This window comes from Psychrobacter raelei (assembly GCF_022631235.3).
In the GTDB taxonomy this organism is placed as follows: domain Bacteria; phylum Pseudomonadota; class Gammaproteobacteria; order Pseudomonadales; family Moraxellaceae; genus Psychrobacter; species Psychrobacter raelei.
Map to the genome: position 1 here is coordinate 2,939,976 of NZ_CP093310.2, position 19,999 is coordinate 2,959,974.

4 protein-coding genes, 4 tRNA genes and 8 rRNA genes are annotated in these 19,999 nt (G+C 46.8%); 1 reads left to right on the forward strand and 15 read right to left on the reverse strand.

Annotation, left to right across the window (positions count from 1 at the left end):
• Nucleotides 1-62: 62 nt before the first annotated feature.
• A complete protein-coding gene (gene parE / locus MN210_RS12310; RefSeq protein ID WP_162522620.1) occupies nucleotides 63-1,952 on the reverse strand; it encodes a DNA topoisomerase IV subunit B in 1,890 nt (629 codons plus the stop codon).
• A 141-nt stretch (nucleotides 1,953-2,093) separates the two neighbouring features.
• Nucleotides 2,094-2,720 carry a YqiA/YcfP family alpha/beta fold hydrolase gene (locus tag MN210_RS12315; protein WP_338412287.1) on the reverse strand — a complete coding sequence of 209 codons (627 nt, stop codon included), beginning with the start codon at nucleotides 2,718-2,720 and terminating at the stop codon, nucleotides 2,094-2,096.
• A 198-nt stretch (nucleotides 2,721-2,918) separates the two neighbouring features.
• Between MN210_RS12315 and MN210_RS12320 the strand changes: the two genes are divergently transcribed.
• Complete coding sequence (locus tag MN210_RS12320) at nucleotides 2,919-3,185, forward strand: DUF1289 domain-containing protein (RefSeq protein ID WP_041773368.1); 267 nt, start codon at nucleotides 2,919-2,921, stop codon at nucleotides 3,183-3,185.
• A gap of 52 nt (nucleotides 3,186-3,237) precedes the next feature.
• Here MN210_RS12320 and MN210_RS12325 read toward each other — a convergent pair whose 3' ends face one another.
• The 13 genes from MN210_RS12325 to MN210_RS12385 form a co-directional block, all read right to left on the reverse strand.
• The gene (locus MN210_RS12325) at nucleotides 3,238-4,344 is read right to left on the reverse strand and encodes an RNA-guided endonuclease InsQ/TnpB family protein (protein WP_338412288.1); all 1,107 of its coding nucleotides are present in this window, start codon (nucleotides 4,342-4,344) and stop codon (nucleotides 3,238-3,240) included.
• 175 nt (nucleotides 4,345-4,519) lie between these two features.
• A 5S ribosomal RNA gene (gene rrf, locus MN210_RS12330) occupies nucleotides 4,520-4,633 on the reverse strand.
• A gap of 163 nt (nucleotides 4,634-4,796) precedes the next feature.
• Nucleotides 4,797-7,650: ribosomal RNA gene (locus tag MN210_RS12335) — 23S ribosomal RNA — on the reverse strand.
• Between the two features lie 415 nt (nucleotides 7,651-8,065).
• Nucleotides 8,066-8,141 (reverse strand) — tRNA-Ala (locus MN210_RS12340).
• 131 nt (nucleotides 8,142-8,272) lie between these two features.
• Nucleotides 8,273-8,349: transfer RNA gene (locus MN210_RS12345), tRNA-Ile, on the reverse strand.
• Between the two features lie 61 nt (nucleotides 8,350-8,410).
• Nucleotides 8,411-9,945: ribosomal RNA gene (locus tag MN210_RS12350) — 16S ribosomal RNA — on the reverse strand.
• Between the two features lie 727 nt (nucleotides 9,946-10,672).
• Nucleotides 10,673-10,786 (reverse strand): 5S ribosomal RNA (gene rrf / locus MN210_RS12355).
• A 163-nt stretch (nucleotides 10,787-10,949) separates the two neighbouring features.
• Nucleotides 10,950-13,803, reverse strand: a 23S ribosomal RNA gene (locus MN210_RS12360).
• A gap of 415 nt (nucleotides 13,804-14,218) precedes the next feature.
• A tRNA-Ala gene (locus tag MN210_RS12365) sits at nucleotides 14,219-14,294 on the reverse strand.
• A 131-nt stretch (nucleotides 14,295-14,425) separates the two neighbouring features.
• A tRNA-Ile gene (locus MN210_RS12370) sits at nucleotides 14,426-14,502 on the reverse strand.
• Between the two features lie 61 nt (nucleotides 14,503-14,563).
• A 16S ribosomal RNA gene (locus tag MN210_RS12375) occupies nucleotides 14,564-16,098 on the reverse strand.
• A 728-nt stretch (nucleotides 16,099-16,826) separates the two neighbouring features.
• A 5S ribosomal RNA gene (rrf, locus tag MN210_RS12380) occupies nucleotides 16,827-16,940 on the reverse strand.
• Between the two features lie 189 nt (nucleotides 16,941-17,129).
• Nucleotides 17,130-19,983: ribosomal RNA gene (locus MN210_RS12385) — 23S ribosomal RNA — on the reverse strand.
• The 16S, 23S and 5S rRNA genes sit together here with 4 tRNA genes alongside, the layout of an rRNA operon.
• Nucleotides 19,984-19,999 lie beyond the last annotated feature (16 nt).

Below are 19,999 nucleotides of genomic sequence, written 5' to 3' on the forward strand. Positions count from 1 at the left end.
TCCCTACATTTCTAGATTTATTTATTATCGCGGTTGGTTTCGTTTACTAAGTGCTGATATGCTTAGACCATAATCTCGGCAAGATCCCCCTTGCTCTCTAACCACGTTTTACGATCACCGGCTCGTTTTTTGGCCAATAGCATATCCATCACACTATTGGTTAGCTGCATGTCATCCATATCTAATTGCACCAATCTTCGCGTATCTGGGTTCATGGTAGTCTCACGCAGCTGCTCGGCGCTCATTTCGCCCAGACCTTTAAACCGGGTGATTTGTGGTTTTTTATTGCCAGGTACATTACTTAAGATATGCTCAAGCTCACTTTCATCCAGCGCATAATGCACCTCTTTACCGATATCAATTCTATATAAGGGCGGCATAGCCACAAACAAATGCCCTGCATCGACCAAAGCTGGGAAGTGCTTCACAAACAGCGCACAAATAAGTGTGGCAATGTGTAGTCCATCTGAATCAGCATCGGCCAAGATACATACCTTATCGTAACGCAGCTCTGATAAATCATCTGATGCCGGGTCCACACCAATAGCAATGGCGATATCATGGATCTCACGACTTGAAAGTACTGTATCAGGTGAGACCTCCCAAGTATTTAAGATCTTACCTCTTAATGGCAAAATCGCTTGAAAATGTCGATCACGTGCTTGCTTAGCACTCCCCCCAGCTGAGTCACCCTCAACCAAAAACAGCTCAGCACCATCTCGCACTCCACCACGGCAGTCAGCTAATTTACCAGGTAGCGCTGGGCCTTGTGTGATTTTTTTGCGCGCCACTTTTTTGGCCGATTTTAAACGTCTGCCTGCTTTAGAAATAGCGAGCTCAGCAATTTGCGCTCCTAAATCAGCATGTTGGTTTAACCATAAGCTAAAAGCATCTTTGGCCTGAGCCTGCACCGCACCTGCTGCTTCTCGACTAGATAAACGCTCTTTTGTCTGCCCTGAGAACTGTGGCTCTGAGAACTTCAGCGATAAGATGTAGTTAACCCCATCCCACACATCCTCGCCGGTCAGTTTAACATTACGCGGCAGTAAGTTATGAATTTCACAAAACTCACGTAAGGCTTCTAAAATACCGGTACGCAGACCATTAACATGCGTGCCGCCTTGGGCAGTCGGAATCAAGTTAACATAACTTTCTTGAATTGGTGTGCCACCTTCGGGCAGCCATGACAAAGCAAAGGTTACCCCTGAGCGCTCCCCTTCTTTTGCTTCATAAGAAAAATAAAACGGCTCTGGTGGTAGTGTTTCTAGGCCATCAAGCTGTTCGTTTAGGTATTCAACGACCCCATCAGCAAACTGCCAGACCACTTTATCATTATTAATCTCATCGAAGAATTCAATAGTCAGACCAGCTGCTAATACCGCTTTGGCCTTTAGGTTATGCTTAAGCTGCTTTACGCTAAATTTGGGAGTGTCAAAAAAGGATTCATCCACCCAAAAACGAACTTTCGTCCCTTTTTTGCGCTTATTAGAACTCACAGACTCAACCAACTCAGTGACCGGCGCCCCATTTTCAAAGGCAATATCATATTGGCTACCATCACGCCAAACGGTCACCTCTACACGTTTAGATAAGGCATTCACTACTGAGATGCCTACCCCATGCAATCCCCCGGAAACTTGGTAGTTGCTGGTATTAAACTTACCCCCAGCATGCAAGCGAGTTAAGATAATTTCAATACCTGTTTGCTTGAATTCAGGATGAATATCAGTGGGCATACCGCGTCCATCATCTTCCACAGATAACGAACCATCATTGTGCAGTTGTACTTTGATAGTCTTAGCATGGCCCGCTAAGGCTTCATCCACTGAGTTATCGATCACCTCTTGCGCAAGGTGATTGGGCCGTGTGGTATCGGTATACATACCAGGGCGACGACGGACCGGCTCAAGCCCTTCTAAGACTTCGAGCGATTGGGCGGTATAGTTACTCACAGTGATATCCTTTGCTTGATTCAGCCTTTAATTATTACCTATATTATACCCAATATCGTGCACCTAATGGGTGATGTATAGAGATTAGCGACTGTGTTAACGACAGCAGGTGACGCAAAGAAAACAAGTCAGTAAGGTAAGTTACGCAAGAGACTGCAGATGACTCATAATCATAGGTAACTGTTGCTCAAAATCTGTCATGCGATGATCGCCTCCAGACTGTAAATCAACCGTCACTCCTTGGGCTTGATAAAAATCGGCCGCAACTTGAGGATTTAGGAGTTCATCGCCTTGCTTAATCACGACGAATAATTTCTCAGGATAAGTTATCTGCTGTAGCTTGTGCGCGTTAAACCAATCTAAATCTTTTAAAGTCATCGCCCAGCCACCAGTGGTTCGGTAAATCACCGTATCAGCACCATCATCACACGCAATACCATCTACCACGTGGTCATCAACGAAGCGCTGTAAGCTAATATGCGGCTGAGTACTGGGGTTTAACAATACCGCTGGGCAAGCTGTCTTATTACTGACTAGAGTGGCAAAATAGCCACCTAACGAGCTACCCATTACTACTACCTTATCATCCGCTTCCTTAGCTTGTTGTACCAGCTCACATAGTCGAGCAAATACCTTATCAGGAGATTCATTCAAGTCAGGTCTAATAACCTGAATATCGGCATGATGATTGTTGCAGTATTTTTGGAGCAACATCCCCTTAACTGAATTAGACCGGCTGTCTAAACCATGTATATAAATGATCTTCATAGATGTTTATCCTTTTACTTTTTATGTTTTAATGAAGATTATCACGAAAGAAACCACTAGGGGAATCATGCTAAAATTGATAAAACACTAAAAGGTTATTCTATATTGGCTCCGCTTATAGCTCATGGTCTCTTCAACCTCAAAGTTACGTCTTAAGCTTCACAATATCATATCTTCGGCAGGGGCGAGGTGATACTCATGTTCGACCAAATAGAGCTCTTTGCTATTGAAAATCCCTGTATTGGCGTCTGTCAAAGCAATAAAAAAGGTTATTGCTTTGGGTGTCTGCGCAGCCGGACAGAGCGTCAATTGTGGCTCCAGATGACGGATGAACAAAAGCGTGAGGTGCTAAGGCTTATTATAGGCCGCAAAAAAAGAATAGAGCAAATGCGCCTACGCCAGCGTGAACAAATGGAACTAGACTTTGGTTCAGCAGAGGAGCTGCATTATTTATTTGATAATTAGCTACGGCAAACTATTACAATAAATGGCTTATAGTTTTGACCTCCTCCCCTCGCTAAACCGAGGGGATTCCTACAACTAGACGGTCAAGCCCGACCGCAAGGATGTTCTTAGCAGCATTGATATCTCTATCATGCCATGTGCCACACTCAGCACACCTCCATCCTCTTATTCCAAGTCCCGCTCTACCTTTCGGACTACTATCACTTATTTTAAGACAGTGCGAACAGGTTTGGGTAGTGTAACTCTCATTTACTATCTCAAGCTGACAACCTGCATACTTGCATTTATAGTCCAGTTGTCTTTTGAGTTCAAACCATCCTGCATCGTATGTCGATTTAGCGAGCTTGGTCTTTTTATTGGTAAATGAGCGTGATTTAACATCACCAACCACAATCAAGGCATTATCCTTGACTAATTGGGTGGTGAATTTGTGTATGGCATCTAATCTTGAGTTTTTGATCTTGGCATGGATTGCTTTGATACGCTGTTTGTTTTTCGCTCTTTGAGCTATTGCAAGCTTTTTAGCCCACTTTTGCGTTTGTTTGGTTGTCAGCTTGTCACCGTTTGATGTGGTAGCAGATTCCTTTAAGCCTAAGTCAATACCAACGCTGCCTTTGCCACTTACTTGTCTAGGAAAATCTTTGACGGTAATAGACGCATACCAACGGTTACGGCTGTCTTGCACTATCTCAAGCGTATTGATTTGATATAGGCTTAGATTATAGCTATCGAATACGTCTATGATAAGCTTTTGACCTTTACAGAGCGATAGCTGTATGGTTGATTTCAGTGCTTTTTTACCTGTTTGTCTGGTATGTAGATACTTGATGGCTGATTTTTTAAAGGGTATCCAACCAAGCGATTTGCGTTTGGCATCGGGTCGGTTGGTTCGCCAATTGAGTTTGGCTTTTTTAAACTGTTTACGAGATTTGGCGTGAGTTTCATTGATAGCTTGTAAGGTTTGCGAGTGCAAGCCTAAATACTCACCACTGCCTTTGGTGTATTGGCTTAAATCATAGGCCCAAAAGTACTTACCTGTGCGTCTTAAATGCTCAAAGCTTAACGCATTAACATAGTTCCACGCATAGTTAACACTCCCAGCTAGTTTGTTTAGCTGGTTTGCATGTTTGTCTTTGATGCGTAGCTTGAGGGTTTTCATAGGGTTAGTATGGCGAGGTTAATTTTAACTTGCAATACTTTAAGTACTAATCACGACAGTGTGTGTCGCCTTATATCTACCCCCTGAAGTGGGTGGTTTTACGGCGACCGGTGATAAAACGCCCTGCAAAGGAAAAAGCCCCCATTCGGATGAATGGGGGCTTTAAGGTATAGGGAGCTGACGATGACCTACTCTCACATGGGCGAACCACACTACCATTGGCGCGACGATGTTTCACTTCTGAGTTCGAGAAGGGATCAGGTGGTTCCATCGTGCTATTGTCGTCAGCAAAGGGGGTATAGATATGAGTTGGTTAAGGGTGAGCTTAACTTTGATTTGACTATTATATCAAGAACCTGAATCAAGTCACTGTTAATAAGTGATTATTTATAAATGATTATCAGGATGATATCGAAATAATTATAGCTTATACAAAACCACTTGGGTGTTGTATGGTCAAGCCAAACGAGCAATTAGTACAGGTTAGCTACACGCATCACTGCGCTTCCACACCCTGCCTATCAACGTCCTAGTCTTGAACGGCTCTTAAGGGAAATCTAATCTTGAGGTTGGCTTCCCGCTTAGATGCTTTCAGCGGTTATCCAATCCGAACGTAGCTACCGGGCAATGCCATTGGCATGACAACCCGAACACCAGCGGTTCGTCCACTCTGGTCCTCTCGTACTAGGAGCAGATCCTCTCAAATTTCCAACGCCCACGGTAGATAGGGACCGAACTGTCTCACGACGTTCTAAACCCAGCTCGCGTACCTCTTTAAATGGCGAACAGCCATACCCTTAGGACCTGCTTCAGCCCTAGGATGAGATGAGCCGACATCGAGGTGCCAAACACCGCCGTCGATATGAACTCTTGGGCGGTATCAGCCTGTTATCCCCAGAGTACCTTTTATCCGTTGAGCGATGGCCCTTCCATACAGAACCACCGGATCACTAAGACCTACTTTCGTACCTGCTCGACTTGTGGGTCTCGCAGTTAAGCGCGCTTTTGCCTTTATACTCTATGAACGATTTCCGACCGTTCTGAGCGCACCTTCGTACTCCTCCGTTACTCTTTAGGAGGAGACCGCCCCAGTCAAACTACCCACCATACATTGTCCTCGGTATTGTTATACCTGAGTTAGAACCCCAACATGACCAGGGTGGTATTTCAAGGATGGCTCCACAGATACTGGCGTATCTGCTTCAAAGCCTCCCACCTATCCTGCACAAGTCAGGTCAAAGTTCAATGTAAAGCTGTAGTAAAGGTTCACGGGGTCTTTCCGTCTAGCCGCGGGTACACAGCATCTTCACTGCGATTTCGATTTCACTGAGTCTCTGCTGGAGACAGCGCTGCCATCATTATGCCATTCGTGCAGGTCGGAACTTACCCGACAAGGAATTTCGCTACCTTAGGACCGTTATAGTTACGGCCGCCGTTTACTGGGGCTTCGATCAAGACCTTCGCATACGCTAAGCCCATCAATTAACCTTCCAGCACCGGGCAGGCATCACACCCTATACGTCCACTTTCGTGTTTGCAGAGTGCTGTGTTTTTAATAAACAGTTGCAGCAGCCTGGTATCTGCGACTGTCAATAGCTTACACCGCAAGGGTTTCACCATCGACAGCGTACCTTCTCCCGAAGTTACGGTACCATTTTGCCTAGTTCCTTCAGCAGAGTTCTCTCAAGCGCCTTGGTATTCTCTACCTGATCACCTGTGTCGGTTTAGGGTACGATTCGTTTATGACTATAGTTTAGAAGCTTTTCCTGGAAGCATGGTATTTGCCACTTCGCTGTACAAGTACAGCTTGCTATCAGATCTCAGTATTAACAGCCCGGATTTGCCTAAGCCGTCTACCTACATCCTTCCACCTGGACAACCATCGCCAGGCTGGCATAACCTTCTCCGTCCCTCCATCACATCATAAACAAGTATCGGAATATTAACCGATTTCCCATCGACTACGCCTTTCGGCCTCGCCTTAGGGGTCGACTCACCCAGCCCCGATTAACGTTGGACTGGAACCCTTGATCTTCCGGCGTGCGAGCTTTTCACTCGCATTATCGTTACTCACGTCAGCATTCGCTCTTGTGATACCTCCAGCATACCTTACGATACACCTTCACAGGCTTACACAACGCTCCCCTACCACTTGAAACAATTTTCAAATCCGCAGCTTCGGCTCCTAGTTTGAGCCCCGTTACATCTTCCGCGCGGGCCGACTCGACTAGTGAGCTATTACGCTTTCTTTAAAGGATGGCTGCTTCTAAGCCAACCTCCTAGCTGTCTATGCCTTCCCACTTCGTTTCCCACTTAACTAGGAATTTGGGGCCTTAGCTGGCGGTCTGGGTTGTTTCCCTCTCCACGACGGACGTTAGCACCCGCCGTGTGTCTCCCGGATATTACTCATCGGTATTCGGAGTTTGCATCGGTTTGGTAAGTCGGTATGACCCCCTAGCCGAAACAGTGCTCTACCCCCAATGGTATTCGTCCGAGGCGCTACCTAAATAGCTTTCGGGGAGAACCAGCTATCACCGAGTTTGATTAGCCTTTCACCCCTATCCACAAGTCATCCCCTGGCTTTTCAACGACAGTGGGTTCGGTCCTCCGGTGCCTGTTACGGCACTTTCAACCTGCTCATGGATAGATCACTCGGTTTCGGGTCTATACCCTGCAACTATGGCGCCCTATTAAGACTCGGTTTCCCTACGGCTCCCCTAACGGTTAACCTTGCTACAGAATATAAGTCGCTGACCCATTATACAAAAGGTACGCGGTCACACCTCAAGGGTGCTCCCACTGCTTGTACGCACACGGTTTCAGGTTCTATTTCACTCCCCTCACAGGGGTTCTTTTCGCCTTTCCCTCACGGTACTGGTTCACTATCGGTCAGTCAGGAGTATTTAGCCTTGGAGGATGGTCCCCCCATCTTCATACAGGATTTCTCGTGTCCCGCACTACTTAATATGCTTCATTATATGTTTCGAATACGGGGCTATCACCCACTATGGCCAGTTTTCCCACACTGTTCTTCTACATATAAATCCGTCGGCTCCTCCCCGTTCGCTCGCCGCTACTAGGGGAATCTCTATTGATGTCTTTTCCTAAGGGTACTGAGATGTTTCACTTCCCCTCGTTCGCTTCCTAATAAATTAGGATACCTAGCTTACGCTAAGTGGGTTTCCCCATTCAGAAATCTCCGGATCACAGGATATTGCCGCCTCCCCGAAGCTTATCGCAGGCTGTCACGTCTTTCATCGCCTCTGACTGCCAAGGCATCCACCATGTGCGCTTAATTACTTGACCATACAACCCCAAGTAGTCTTGGTTCGCTAAGCTTTTATTTACTATTGGTTAAAGACAACCTCGAAGTAATCCGAGGTGTTTTAACCAATGCATAAATCTAGTTCTTAACAGGTTGTTTGTCGTAATTATAACGATATCACCTTGATAATTTACGCTTGATTCAGTTCTCTTTACTTTGTAACCAACCCCTTGGGATAACAACTGATGTCATTAAAAGGTTGGTTACTGGTTAGACAATGGCTCAGTGAATGATTCATCGTCTAACCGTATTACAACTCATATCTATGTTTTTAAATAGTAATAACGCTGTCATCCAGTCGTCATATAGTTTCTGTATAAAACAGAAGTAAGTAATCGTTTTATCAATTGCTTAATTCTGGCTTATATCTTTTCACTCTTAAATCTGTATCCAATATGGTGGAGCCAAGGAGAGTCGAACTCCTGACCTCCTGCGTGCAAGGCAGGCGCTCTACCAACTGAGCTATGGCCCCTGAGCGAGGATACAGTCAAAGCACTGCTTTGACCCGAGCGCAAGAGAATTTTCCTTAAAGGGAAAATTCTAAAAGCCCAATTTCCTAGTAGAGCTTGAAACCTCTTAGGCTTCACTGTACTCAGAGATAAGTGGTGGGTCTGATAAGACTTGAACTTATGACCCCCGCGTTATCAACACGGTGCTCTAACCAGCTGAGCTACAGACCCTTAAGAGCTTGCTAAATCAAAGAACAACTTGTTGTGAATTCTTGCTGACCGGATGCGTCAATAAGGAGGTGATCCAGCCGCAGGTTCCCCTACGGCTACCTTGTTACGACTTCACCCCAGTCATCGACCACACCGTGGTGAGCGCCCTCTAAAAGTTAGGCTACCCACTTCTGGTGCAATCAACTCCCATGGTGTGACGGGCGGTGTGTACAAGGCCCGGGAACGTATTCACCGCGGCATTCTGATCCGCGATTACTAGCGATTCCGACTTCATGGAGTCGAGTTGCAGACTCCAATCTGGACTACGATAGGCTTTTTGAGATTCGCATCACATCGCTGTGTAGCAGCCCTCTGTACCTACCATTGTAGCACGTGTGTAGCCCTGGTCGTAAGGGCCATGATGACTTGACGTCGTCCCCGCCTTCCTCCAGTTTGTCACTGGCAGTATCCTTAGAGTCCCCGGCCAAACCGCTGGTAACTAAGGAAAAGGGTTGCGCTCGTTGCGGGACTTAACCCAACATCTCACGACACGAGCTGACGACAGCCATGCAGCACCTGTATTCTAATTCCCGAAGGCACTCCCGCATCTCTGCAGGATTCTAGATATGTCAAGACCAGGTAAGGTTCTTCGCGTTGCATCGAATTAAACCACATGCTCCACCGCTTGTGCGGGCCCCCGTCAATTCATTTGAGTTTTAACCTTGCGGCCGTACTCCCCAGGCGGTCTACTTATTGCGTTAGCTGCGTCACTAAGGAATCAAGTTCCCCAACGACTAGTAGACATCGTTTACGGCGTGGACTACCAGGGTATCTAATCCTGTTTGCTACCCACGCTTTCGAACCTCAGTGTCAGTATGATGCCAGGAGGCTGCCTTCGCCATCGGTATTCCTTCAGATCTCTACGCATTTCACCGCTACACCTGAAATTCTACCTCCCTCTCACCTACTCTAGCCTAACAGTATCAGATGCAGTTCCCAGGTTAAGCCCGGGGATTTCACATCTGACTTATTAAGCCACCTACGCTCGCTTTACGCCCAGTAATTCCGATTAACGCTTGCACCCTCTGTATTACCGCGGCTGCTGGCACAGAGTTAGCCGGTGCTTATTCTGCAGCTAATGTCATCGTCTATGGGTATTAACCATAGAGTCTTCTTCACTGCTTAAAGTGCTTTACAACCAAAAGGCCTTCTTCACACACGCGGCATGGCTGGATCAGGGTTGCCCCCATTGTCCAATATTCCCCACTGCTGCCTCCCGTAGGAGTCCGGGCCGTGTCTCAGTCCCGGTGTGGCTGATCATCCTCTCAGACCAGCTACAGATCGTCGCCTTGGTAGGCCTTTACCCCACCAACTAGCTAATCCGACTTAGGCTCATCCAATAGCGAGAGCGCAAGCGCCCCCTTTTCCCCGTAGGGTGTATGCGGTATTAATTCGAGTTTCCCCGAGCTATCCCCCACTACTGGGCAGATTCCTAAGTATTACTCACCCGTCCGCCGCTCGTCAGCAAGAAGCAAGCTTCTCCTGTTACCGCTCGACTTGCATGTGTTAAGCCTGCCGCCAGCGTTCAATCTGAGCCATGATCAAACTCTTCAGTTTAATCTTGCTATGAAGCTCTTTAAAGAAGCTTCTAAACTTGGCTCATTCAATACTAGCAAATTGCTTTTCCGTATGTTTCATATAATGAATTAACTTCGAGTTTTTCTACTAATAAAGAATGATAATTTTTATAGTTAGTCACATCACCGAAAAGATGACGTCCCAACTTTAATTTTTAGCATCCTAAATCAGCAAAAATCCACACAAGTTGTTCTTTGATTTAAGCTTTTAAATAATTACTTAGCTTGTCGTCCAAGCCTAAGTTATATCTTTGCTTAGCATCGTTGTTATTAATTAGTAACACCGTTATCGCTGAGCAGGCTGACTATTATATAGATTTTAATATCGTTGTCAACACTTAATTTTATTCTTTTCTAAGCTGACTGGCTTTCAATCTCTCGATTTATTGCCCTATGTCCGTCTTAGTGAGGGCGTATTATAGAGGGTTTATTTTTTGAGTCAACCCTTAATTCAATATTTTCTACTATTTTCTCTAATTAGACTCAGTTTTAAGTGATGAAGGCCTAAATTGCTGGATATATTGCCAATTAAACTAGGCAAGTCATAGACTTAATAATCAACGATATTTATAACACTGCAAAGATTACCTCTACATAATCTTGTGTTCATTAAATGAAAGATTACTCTAGTAGATGTGCGATCTTTAAAAACTCTCGGCAAAGGAAAAAGCCCCCATTCGGATGAATGGGGGCTTTAAGGTATAGGGAGCTGACGATGACCTACTCTCACATGGGCGAACCACACTACCATTGGCGCGACGATGTTTCACTTCTGAGTTCGAGAAGGGATCAGGTGGTTCCATCGTGCTATTGTCGTCAGCAAAGGGGGTATAGATATGAGTTGGTTAAGGGTGAGCTTAACTTTGATTTGACTATTATATCAAGAACCTGAATCAAGTCACTGTTAATAAGTGATTATTTATAAATGATTATCAGGATGATATCGAAATAATTATAGCTTATACAAAACCACTTGGGTGTTGTATGGTCAAGCCAAACGAGCAATTAGTACAGGTTAGCTACACGCATCACTGCGCTTCCACACCCTGCCTATCAACGTCCTAGTCTTGAACGGCTCTTAAGGGAAATCTAATCTTGAGGTTGGCTTCCCGCTTAGATGCTTTCAGCGGTTATCCAATCCGAACGTAGCTACCGGGCAATGCCATTGGCATGACAACCCGAACACCAGCGGTTCGTCCACTCTGGTCCTCTCGTACTAGGAGCAGATCCTCTCAAATTTCCAACGCCCACGGTAGATAGGGACCGAACTGTCTCACGACGTTCTAAACCCAGCTCGCGTACCTCTTTAAATGGCGAACAGCCATACCCTTAGGACCTGCTTCAGCCCTAGGATGAGATGAGCCGACATCGAGGTGCCAAACACCGCCGTCGATATGAACTCTTGGGCGGTATCAGCCTGTTATCCCCAGAGTACCTTTTATCCGTTGAGCGATGGCCCTTCCATACAGAACCACCGGATCACTAAGACCTACTTTCGTACCTGCTCGACTTGTGGGTCTCGCAGTTAAGCGCGCTTTTGCCTTTATACTCTATGAACGATTTCCGACCGTTCTGAGCGCACCTTCGTACTCCTCCGTTACTCTTTAGGAGGAGACCGCCCCAGTCAAACTACCCACCATACATTGTCCTCGGTATTGTTATACCTGAGTTAGAACCCCAACATGACCAGGGTGGTATTTCAAGGATGGCTCCACAGATACTGGCGTATCTGCTTCAAAGCCTCCCACCTATCCTGCACAAGTCAGGTCAAAGTTCAATGTAAAGCTGTAGTAAAGGTTCACGGGGTCTTTCCGTCTAGCCGCGGGTACACAGCATCTTCACTGCGATTTCGATTTCACTGAGTCTCTGCTGGAGACAGCGCTGCCATCATTATGCCATTCGTGCAGGTCGGAACTTACCCGACAAGGAATTTCGCTACCTTAGGACCGTTATAGTTACGGCCGCCGTTTACTGGGGCTTCGATCAAGACCTTCGCATACGCTAAGCCCATCAATTAACCTTCCAGCACCGGGCAGGCATCACACCCTATACGTCCACTTTCGTGTTTGCAGAGTGCTGTGTTTTTAATAAACAGTTGCAGCAGCCTGGTATCTGCGACTGTCAATAGCTTACACCGCAAGGGTTTCACCATCGACAGCGTACCTTCTCCCGAAGTTACGGTACCATTTTGCCTAGTTCCTTCAGCAGAGTTCTCTCAAGCGCCTTGGTATTCTCTACCTGATCACCTGTGTCGGTTTAGGGTACGATTCGTTTATGACTATAGTTTAGAAGCTTTTCCTGGAAGCATGGTATTTGCCACTTCGCTGTACAAGTACAGCTTGCTATCAGATCTCAGTATTAACAGCCCGGATTTGCCTAAGCCGTCTACCTACATCCTTCCACCTGGACAACCATCGCCAGGCTGGCATAACCTTCTCCGTCCCTCCATCACATCATAAACAAGTATCGGAATATTAACCGATTTCCCATCGACTACGCCTTTCGGCCTCGCCTTAGGGGTCGACTCACCCAGCCCCGATTAACGTTGGACTGGAACCCTTGATCTTCCGGCGTGCGAGCTTTTCACTCGCATTATCGTTACTCACGTCAGCATTCGCTCTTGTGATACCTCCAGCATACCTTACGATACACCTTCACAGGCTTACACAACGCTCCCCTACCACTTGAAACAATTTTCAAATCCGCAGCTTCGGCTCCTAGTTTGAGCCCCGTTACATCTTCCGCGCGGGCCGACTCGACTAGTGAGCTATTACGCTTTCTTTAAAGGATGGCTGCTTCTAAGCCAACCTCCTAGCTGTCTATGCCTTCCCACTTCGTTTCCCACTTAACTAGGAATTTGGGGCCTTAGCTGGCGGTCTGGGTTGTTTCCCTCTCCACGACGGACGTTAGCACCCGCCGTGTGTCTCCCGGATATTACTCATCGGTATTCGGAGTTTGCATCGGTTTGGTAAGTCGGTATGACCCCCTAGCCGAAACAGTGCTCTACCCCCAATGGTATTCGTCCGAGGCGCTACCTAAATAGCTTTCGGGGAGAACCAGCTATCACCGAGTTTGATTAGCCTTTCACCCCTATCCACAAGTCATCCCCTGGCTTTTCAACGACAGTGGGTTCGGTCCTCCGGTGCCTGTTACGGCACTTTCAACCTGCTCATGGATAGATCACTCGGTTTCGGGTCTATACCCTGCAACTATGGCGCCCTATTAAGACTCGGTTTCCCTACGGCTCCCCTAACGGTTAACCTTGCTACAGAATATAAGTCGCTGACCCATTATACAAAAGGTACGCGGTCACACCTCAAGGGTGCTCCCACTGCTTGTACGCACACGGTTTCAGGTTCTATTTCACTCCCCTCACAGGGGTTCTTTTCGCCTTTCCCTCACGGTACTGGTTCACTATCGGTCAGTCAGGAGTATTTAGCCTTGGAGGATGGTCCCCCCATCTTCATACAGGATTTCTCGTGTCCCGCACTACTTAATATGCTTCATTATATGTTTCGAATACGGGGCTATCACCCACTATGGCCAGCTTTCCCACACTGTTCTTCTACATATAAATCCGTCGGCTCCTCCCCGTTCGCTCGCCGCTACTAGGGGAATCTCTATTGATGTCTTTTCCTAAGGGTACTGAGATGTTTCACTTCCCCTCGTTCGCTTCCTAATAAATTAGGATACCTAGCTTACGCTAAGTGGGTTTCCCCATTCAGAAATCTCCGGATCACAGGATATTGCCGCCTCCCCGAAGCTTATCGCAGGCTGTCACGTCTTTCATCGCCTCTGACTGCCAAGGCATCCACCATGTGCGCTTAATTACTTGACCATACAACCCCAAGTAGTCTTGGTTCGCTAAGCTTTTATTTACTATTGGTTAAAGACAACCTCGAAGTAATCCGAGGTGTTTTAACCAATGCATAAATCTAGTTCTTAACAGGTTGTTTGTCGTAATTATAACGATATCACCTTGATAATTTACGCTTGATTCAGTTCTCTTTACTTTGTAACCAACCCCTTGGGATAACAACTGATGTCATTAAAAGGTTGGTTACTGGTTAGACAATGGCTCAGTGAATGATTCATCGTCTAACCGTATTACAACTCATATCTATGTTTTTAAATAGTAATAACGCTGTCATCCAGTCGTCATATAGTTTCTGTATAAAACAGAAGTAAGTAATCGTTTTATCAATTGCTTAATTCTGGCTTATATCTTTTCACTCTTAAATCTGTATCCAATATGGTGGAGCCAAGGAGAGTCGAACTCCTGACCTCCTGCGTGCAAGGCAGGCGCTCTACCAACTGAGCTATGGCCCCTGAGCGAGGATACAGTCAAAGCACTGCTTTGACCCGAGCGCAAGAGAATTTTCCTTAAAGGGAAAATTCTAAAAGCCCAATTTCCTAGTAGAGCTTGAAACCTCTTAGGCTTCACTGTACTCAGAGATAAGTGGTGGGTCTGATAAGACTTGAACTTATGACCCCCGCGTTATCAACACGGTGCTCTAACCAGCTGAGCTACAGACCCTTAAGAGCTTGCTAAATCAAAGAACAACTTGTTGTGAATTCTTGCTGACCGGATGCGTCAATAAGGAGGTGATCCAGCCGCAGGTTCCCCTACGGCTACCTTGTTACGACTTCACCCCAGTCATCGACCACACCGTGGTGAGCGCCCTCTAAAAGTTAGGCTACCCACTTCTGGTGCAATCAACTCCCATGGTGTGACGGGCGGTGTGTACAAGGCCCGGGAACGTATTCACCGCGGCATTCTGATCCGCGATTACTAGCGATTCCGACTTCATGGAGTCGAGTTGCAGACTCCAATCTGGACTACGATAGGCTTTTTGAGATTCGCATCACATCGCTGTGTAGCAGCCCTCTGTACCTACCATTGTAGCACGTGTGTAGCCCTGGTCGTAAGGGCCATGATGACTTGACGTCGTCCCCGCCTTCCTCCAGTTTGTCACTGGCAGTATCCTTAGAGTCCCCGGCCAAACCGCTGGTAACTAAGGAAAAGGGTTGCGCTCGTTGCGGGACTTAACCCAACATCTCACGACACGAGCTGACGACAGCCATGCAGCACCTGTATTCTAATTCCCGAAGGCACTCCCGCATCTCTGCAGGATTCTAGATATGTCAAGACCAGGTAAGGTTCTTCGCGTTGCATCGAATTAAACCACATGCTCCACCGCTTGTGCGGGCCCCCGTCAATTCATTTGAGTTTTAACCTTGCGGCCGTACTCCCCAGGCGGTCTACTTATTGCGTTAGCTGCGTCACTAAGGAATCAAGTTCCCCAACGACTAGTAGACATCGTTTACGGCGTGGACTACCAGGGTATCTAATCCTGTTTGCTACCCACGCTTTCGAACCTCAGTGTCAGTATGATGCCAGGAGGCTGCCTTCGCCATCGGTATTCCTTCAGATCTCTACGCATTTCACCGCTACACCTGAAATTCTACCTCCCTCTCACCTACTCTAGCCTAACAGTATCAGATGCAGTTCCCAGGTTAAGCCCGGGGATTTCACATCTGACTTATTAAGCCACCTACGCTCGCTTTACGCCCAGTAATTCCGATTAACGCTTGCACCCTCTGTATTACCGCGGCTGCTGGCACAGAGTTAGCCGGTGCTTATTCTGCAGCTAATGTCATCGTCTATGGGTATTAACCATAGAGTCTTCTTCACTGCTTAAAGTGCTTTACAACCAAAAGGCCTTCTTCACACACGCGGCATGGCTGGATCAGGGTTGCCCCCATTGTCCAATATTCCCCACTGCTGCCTCCCGTAGGAGTCCGGGCCGTGTCTCAGTCCCGGTGTGGCTGATCATCCTCTCAGACCAGCTACAGATCGTCGCCTTGGTAGGCCTTTACCCCACCAACTAGCTAATCCGACTTAGGCTCATCCAATAGCGAGAGCGCAAGCGCCCCCTTTTCCCCGTAGGGTGTATGCGGTATTAATTCGAGTTTCCCCGAGCTATCCCCCACTACTGGGCAGATTCCTAAGTATTACTCACCCGTCCGCCGCTCGTCAGCAAGAAGCAAGCTTCTCCTGTTACCGCTCGACTTGCATGTGTTAAGCCTGCCGCCAGCGTTCAATCTGAGCCATGATCAAACTCTTCAGTTTAATCTTGCTATGAAGCTCTTTAAAGAAGCTTCTAAACTTGGCTCATTCAATACTAGCAAATTGCTTTTCCGTATGTTTCATATAATGAATTAACTTCGAGTTTTTCTACTAATAAAGAATGATAATTTTTATAGTTAGTCACATCACCGAAAAGATGACGTCCCAACTTTAATTTTTAGCATCCTAAATCAGCAAAAATCCACACAAGTTGTTCTTTGATTTAAGCTTTTAAATAATTACTTAGCTTGTCGTCCAAGCCTAAGTTATATCTTTGCTTAGCATCGTTGTTATTAATTAGTAACACCGTTATCGCTGAGCAGGCTGACTATTATATAGATTTTAATATCGTTGTCAACACTTAATTTTATTCTTTTCTAAGCTGACTGGCTTTCAATCTCTCGATTTGTTGCCCGATGTTCGTCTTAGTGAGGGCGTATTATAGAGGGTTTATTTTTTGAGTCAACCCTTAATTCAATATTTTCTACTATTTTCTCTAATTAGACTCAGTTTTAAGTGATGAAGGCCTAAGTTGCTGGATATATTGCCAATTAAACTAGGCAAGTCATAGACTTAATAATCAACGATATTTATAACACTGCAAAGATTACCTCTACATAATCTTGTGTTCATTAAATGAAAGATCACTCTAGTAGATGTGCGATCTTTAAAACCCCCTGCAAAGGAAAAAGCCCCCACTCGGCATGAGCGGGGGCTTTTAAGGTATAGGGAGCTGACGATGACCTACTCTCACATGGGCGAACCACACTACCATTGGCGCGACGATGTTTCACTTCTGAGTTCGAGAAGGGATCAGGTGGTTCCATCGTGCTATTGTCGTCAGCAAAGGGGGTATAGATATGAGTTGGTTAAGGGTGAGCTTAACTTTGATTTGACTATTATATCAAGAACCTGAATCAAGTCACTGTTTATAGTGATTATTTATAAATGATTATCAGGATGATATCGAAATAATTATAGCTTGCTCTTACTCTTTTTTATAAAGAGAGAGCTACAAACCACTTGGGTGTTGTATGGTCAAGCCAAACGAGCAATTAGTACAGGTTAGCTACACGCATCACTGCGCTTCCACACCCTGCCTATCAACGTCCTAGTCTTGAACGGCTCTTAAGGGAAATCTAATCTTGAGGTTGGCTTCCCGCTTAGATGCTTTCAGCGGTTATCCAATCCGAACGTAGCTACCGGGCAATGCCATTGGCATGACAACCCGAACACCAGCGGTTCGTCCACTCTGGTCCTCTCGTACTAGGAGCAGATCCTCTCAAATTTCCAACGCCCACGGTAGATAGGGACCGAACTGTCTCACGACGTTCTAAACCCAGCTCGCGTACCTCTTTAAATGGCGAACAGCCATACCCTTAGGACCTGCTTCAGCCCTAGGATGAGATGAGCCGACATCGAGGTGCCAAACACCGCCGTCGATATGAACTCTTGGGCGGTATCAGCCTGTTATCCCCAGAGTACCTTTTATCCGTTGAGCGATGGCCCTTCCATACAGAACCACCGGATCACTAAGACCTACTTTCGTACCTGCTCGACTTGTGGGTCTCGCAGTTAAGCGCGCTTTTGCCTTTATACTCTATGAACGATTTCCGACCGTTCTGAGCGCACCTTCGTACTCCTCCGTTACTCTTTAGGAGGAGACCGCCCCAGTCAAACTACCCACCATACATTGTCCTCGGTATTGTTATACCTGAGTTAGAACCCCAACATGACCAGGGTGGTATTTCAAGGATGGCTCCACAGATACTGGCGTATCTGCTTCAAAGCCTCCCACCTATCCTGCACAAGTCAGGTCAAAGTTCAATGTAAAGCTGTAGTAAAGGTTCACGGGGTCTTTCCGTCTAGCCGCGGGTACACAGCATCTTCACTGCGATTTCGATTTCACTGAGTCTCTGCTGGAGACAGCGCTGCCATCATTATGCCATTCGTGCAGGTCGGAACTTACCCGACAAGGAATTTCGCTACCTTAGGACCGTTATAGTTACGGCCGCCGTTTACTGGGGCTTCGATCAAGACCTTCGCATACGCTAAGCCCATCAATTAACCTTCCAGCACCGGGCAGGCATCACACCCTATACGTCCACTTTCGTGTTTGCAGAGTGCTGTGTTTTTAATAAACAGTTGCAGCAGCCTGGTATCTGCGACTGTCAATAGCTTACACCGCAAGGGTTTCACCATCGACAGCGTACCTTCTCCCGAAGTTACGGTACCATTTTGCCTAGTTCCTTCAGCAGAGTTCTCTCAAGCGCCTTGGTATTCTCTACCTGATCACCTGTGTCGGTTTAGGGTACGATTCGTTTATGACTATAGTTTAGAAGCTTTTCCTGGAAGCATGGTATTTGCCACTTCGCTGTACAAGTACAGCTTGCTATCAGATCTCAGTATTAACAGCCCGGATTTGCCTAAGCCGTCTACCTACATCCTTCCACCTGGACAACCATCGCCAGGCTGGCATAACCTTCTCCGTCCCTCCATCACATCATAAACAAGTATCGGAATATTAACCGATTTCCCATCGACTACGCCTTTCGGCCTCGCCTTAGGGGTCGACTCACCCAGCCCCGATTAACGTTGGACTGGAACCCTTGATCTTCCGGCGTGCGAGCTTTTCACTCGCATTATCGTTACTCACGTCAGCATTCGCTCTTGTGATACCTCCAGCATACCTTACGATACACCTTCACAGGCTTACACAACGCTCCCCTACCACTTGAAACAATTTTCAAATCCGCAGCTTCGGCTCCTAGTTTGAGCCCCGTTACATCTTCCGCGCGGGCCGACTCGACTAGTGAGCTATTACGCTTTCTTTAAAGGATGGCTGCTTCTAAGCCAACCTCCTAGCTGTCTATGCCTTCCCACTTCGTTTCCCACTTAACTAGGAATTTGGGGCCTTAGCTGGCGGTCTGGGTTGTTTCCCTCTCCACGACGGACGTTAGCACCCGCCGTGTGTCTCCCGGATATTACTCATCGGTATTCGGAGTTTGCATCGGTTTGGTAAGTCGGTATGACCCCCTAGCCGAAACAGTGCTCTACCCCCAATGGTATTCGTCCGAGGCGCTACCTAAATAGCTTTCGGGGAGAACCAGCTATCACCGAGTTTGATTAGCCTTTCACCCCTATCCACAAGTCATCCCCTGGCTTTTCAACGACAGTGGGTTCGGTCCTCCGGTGCCTGTTACGGCACTTTCAACCTGCTCATGGATAGATCACTCGGTTTCGGGTCTATACCCTGCAACTATGGCGCCCTATTAAGACTCGGTTTCCCTACGGCTCCCCTAACGGTTAACCTTGCTACAGAATATAAGTCGCTGACCCATTATACAAAAGGTACGCGGTCACACCTCAAGGGTGCTCCCACTGCTTGTACGCACACGGTTTCAGGTTCTATTTCACTCCCCTCACAGGGGTTCTTTTCGCCTTTCCCTCACGGTACTGGTTCACTATCGGTCAGTCAGGAGTATTTAGCCTTGGAGGATGGTCCCCCCATCTTCATACAGGATTTCTCGTGTCCCGCACTACTTAATATGCTTCATTATATGTTTCGAATACGGGGCTATCACCCACTATGGCCAGTTTTCCCACACTGTTCTTCTACATATAAATCCGTCGGCTCCTCCCCGTTCGCTCGCCGCTACTAGGGGAATCTCTATTGATGTCTTTTCCTAAGGGTACTGAGATGTTTCACTTCCCCTCGTTCGCTTCCTAATAAATTAGGATACCTAGCTTACGCTAAGTGGGTTTCCCCATTCAGAAATCTCCGGATCACAGGATATTGCCGCCTCCCCGAAGCTTATCGCAGGCTGTCACGTCTTTCATCGCCTCTGACTGCCAAGGCATCCACCATGTGCGCTTAATTACTTGACCATACAACCCCAAAGGG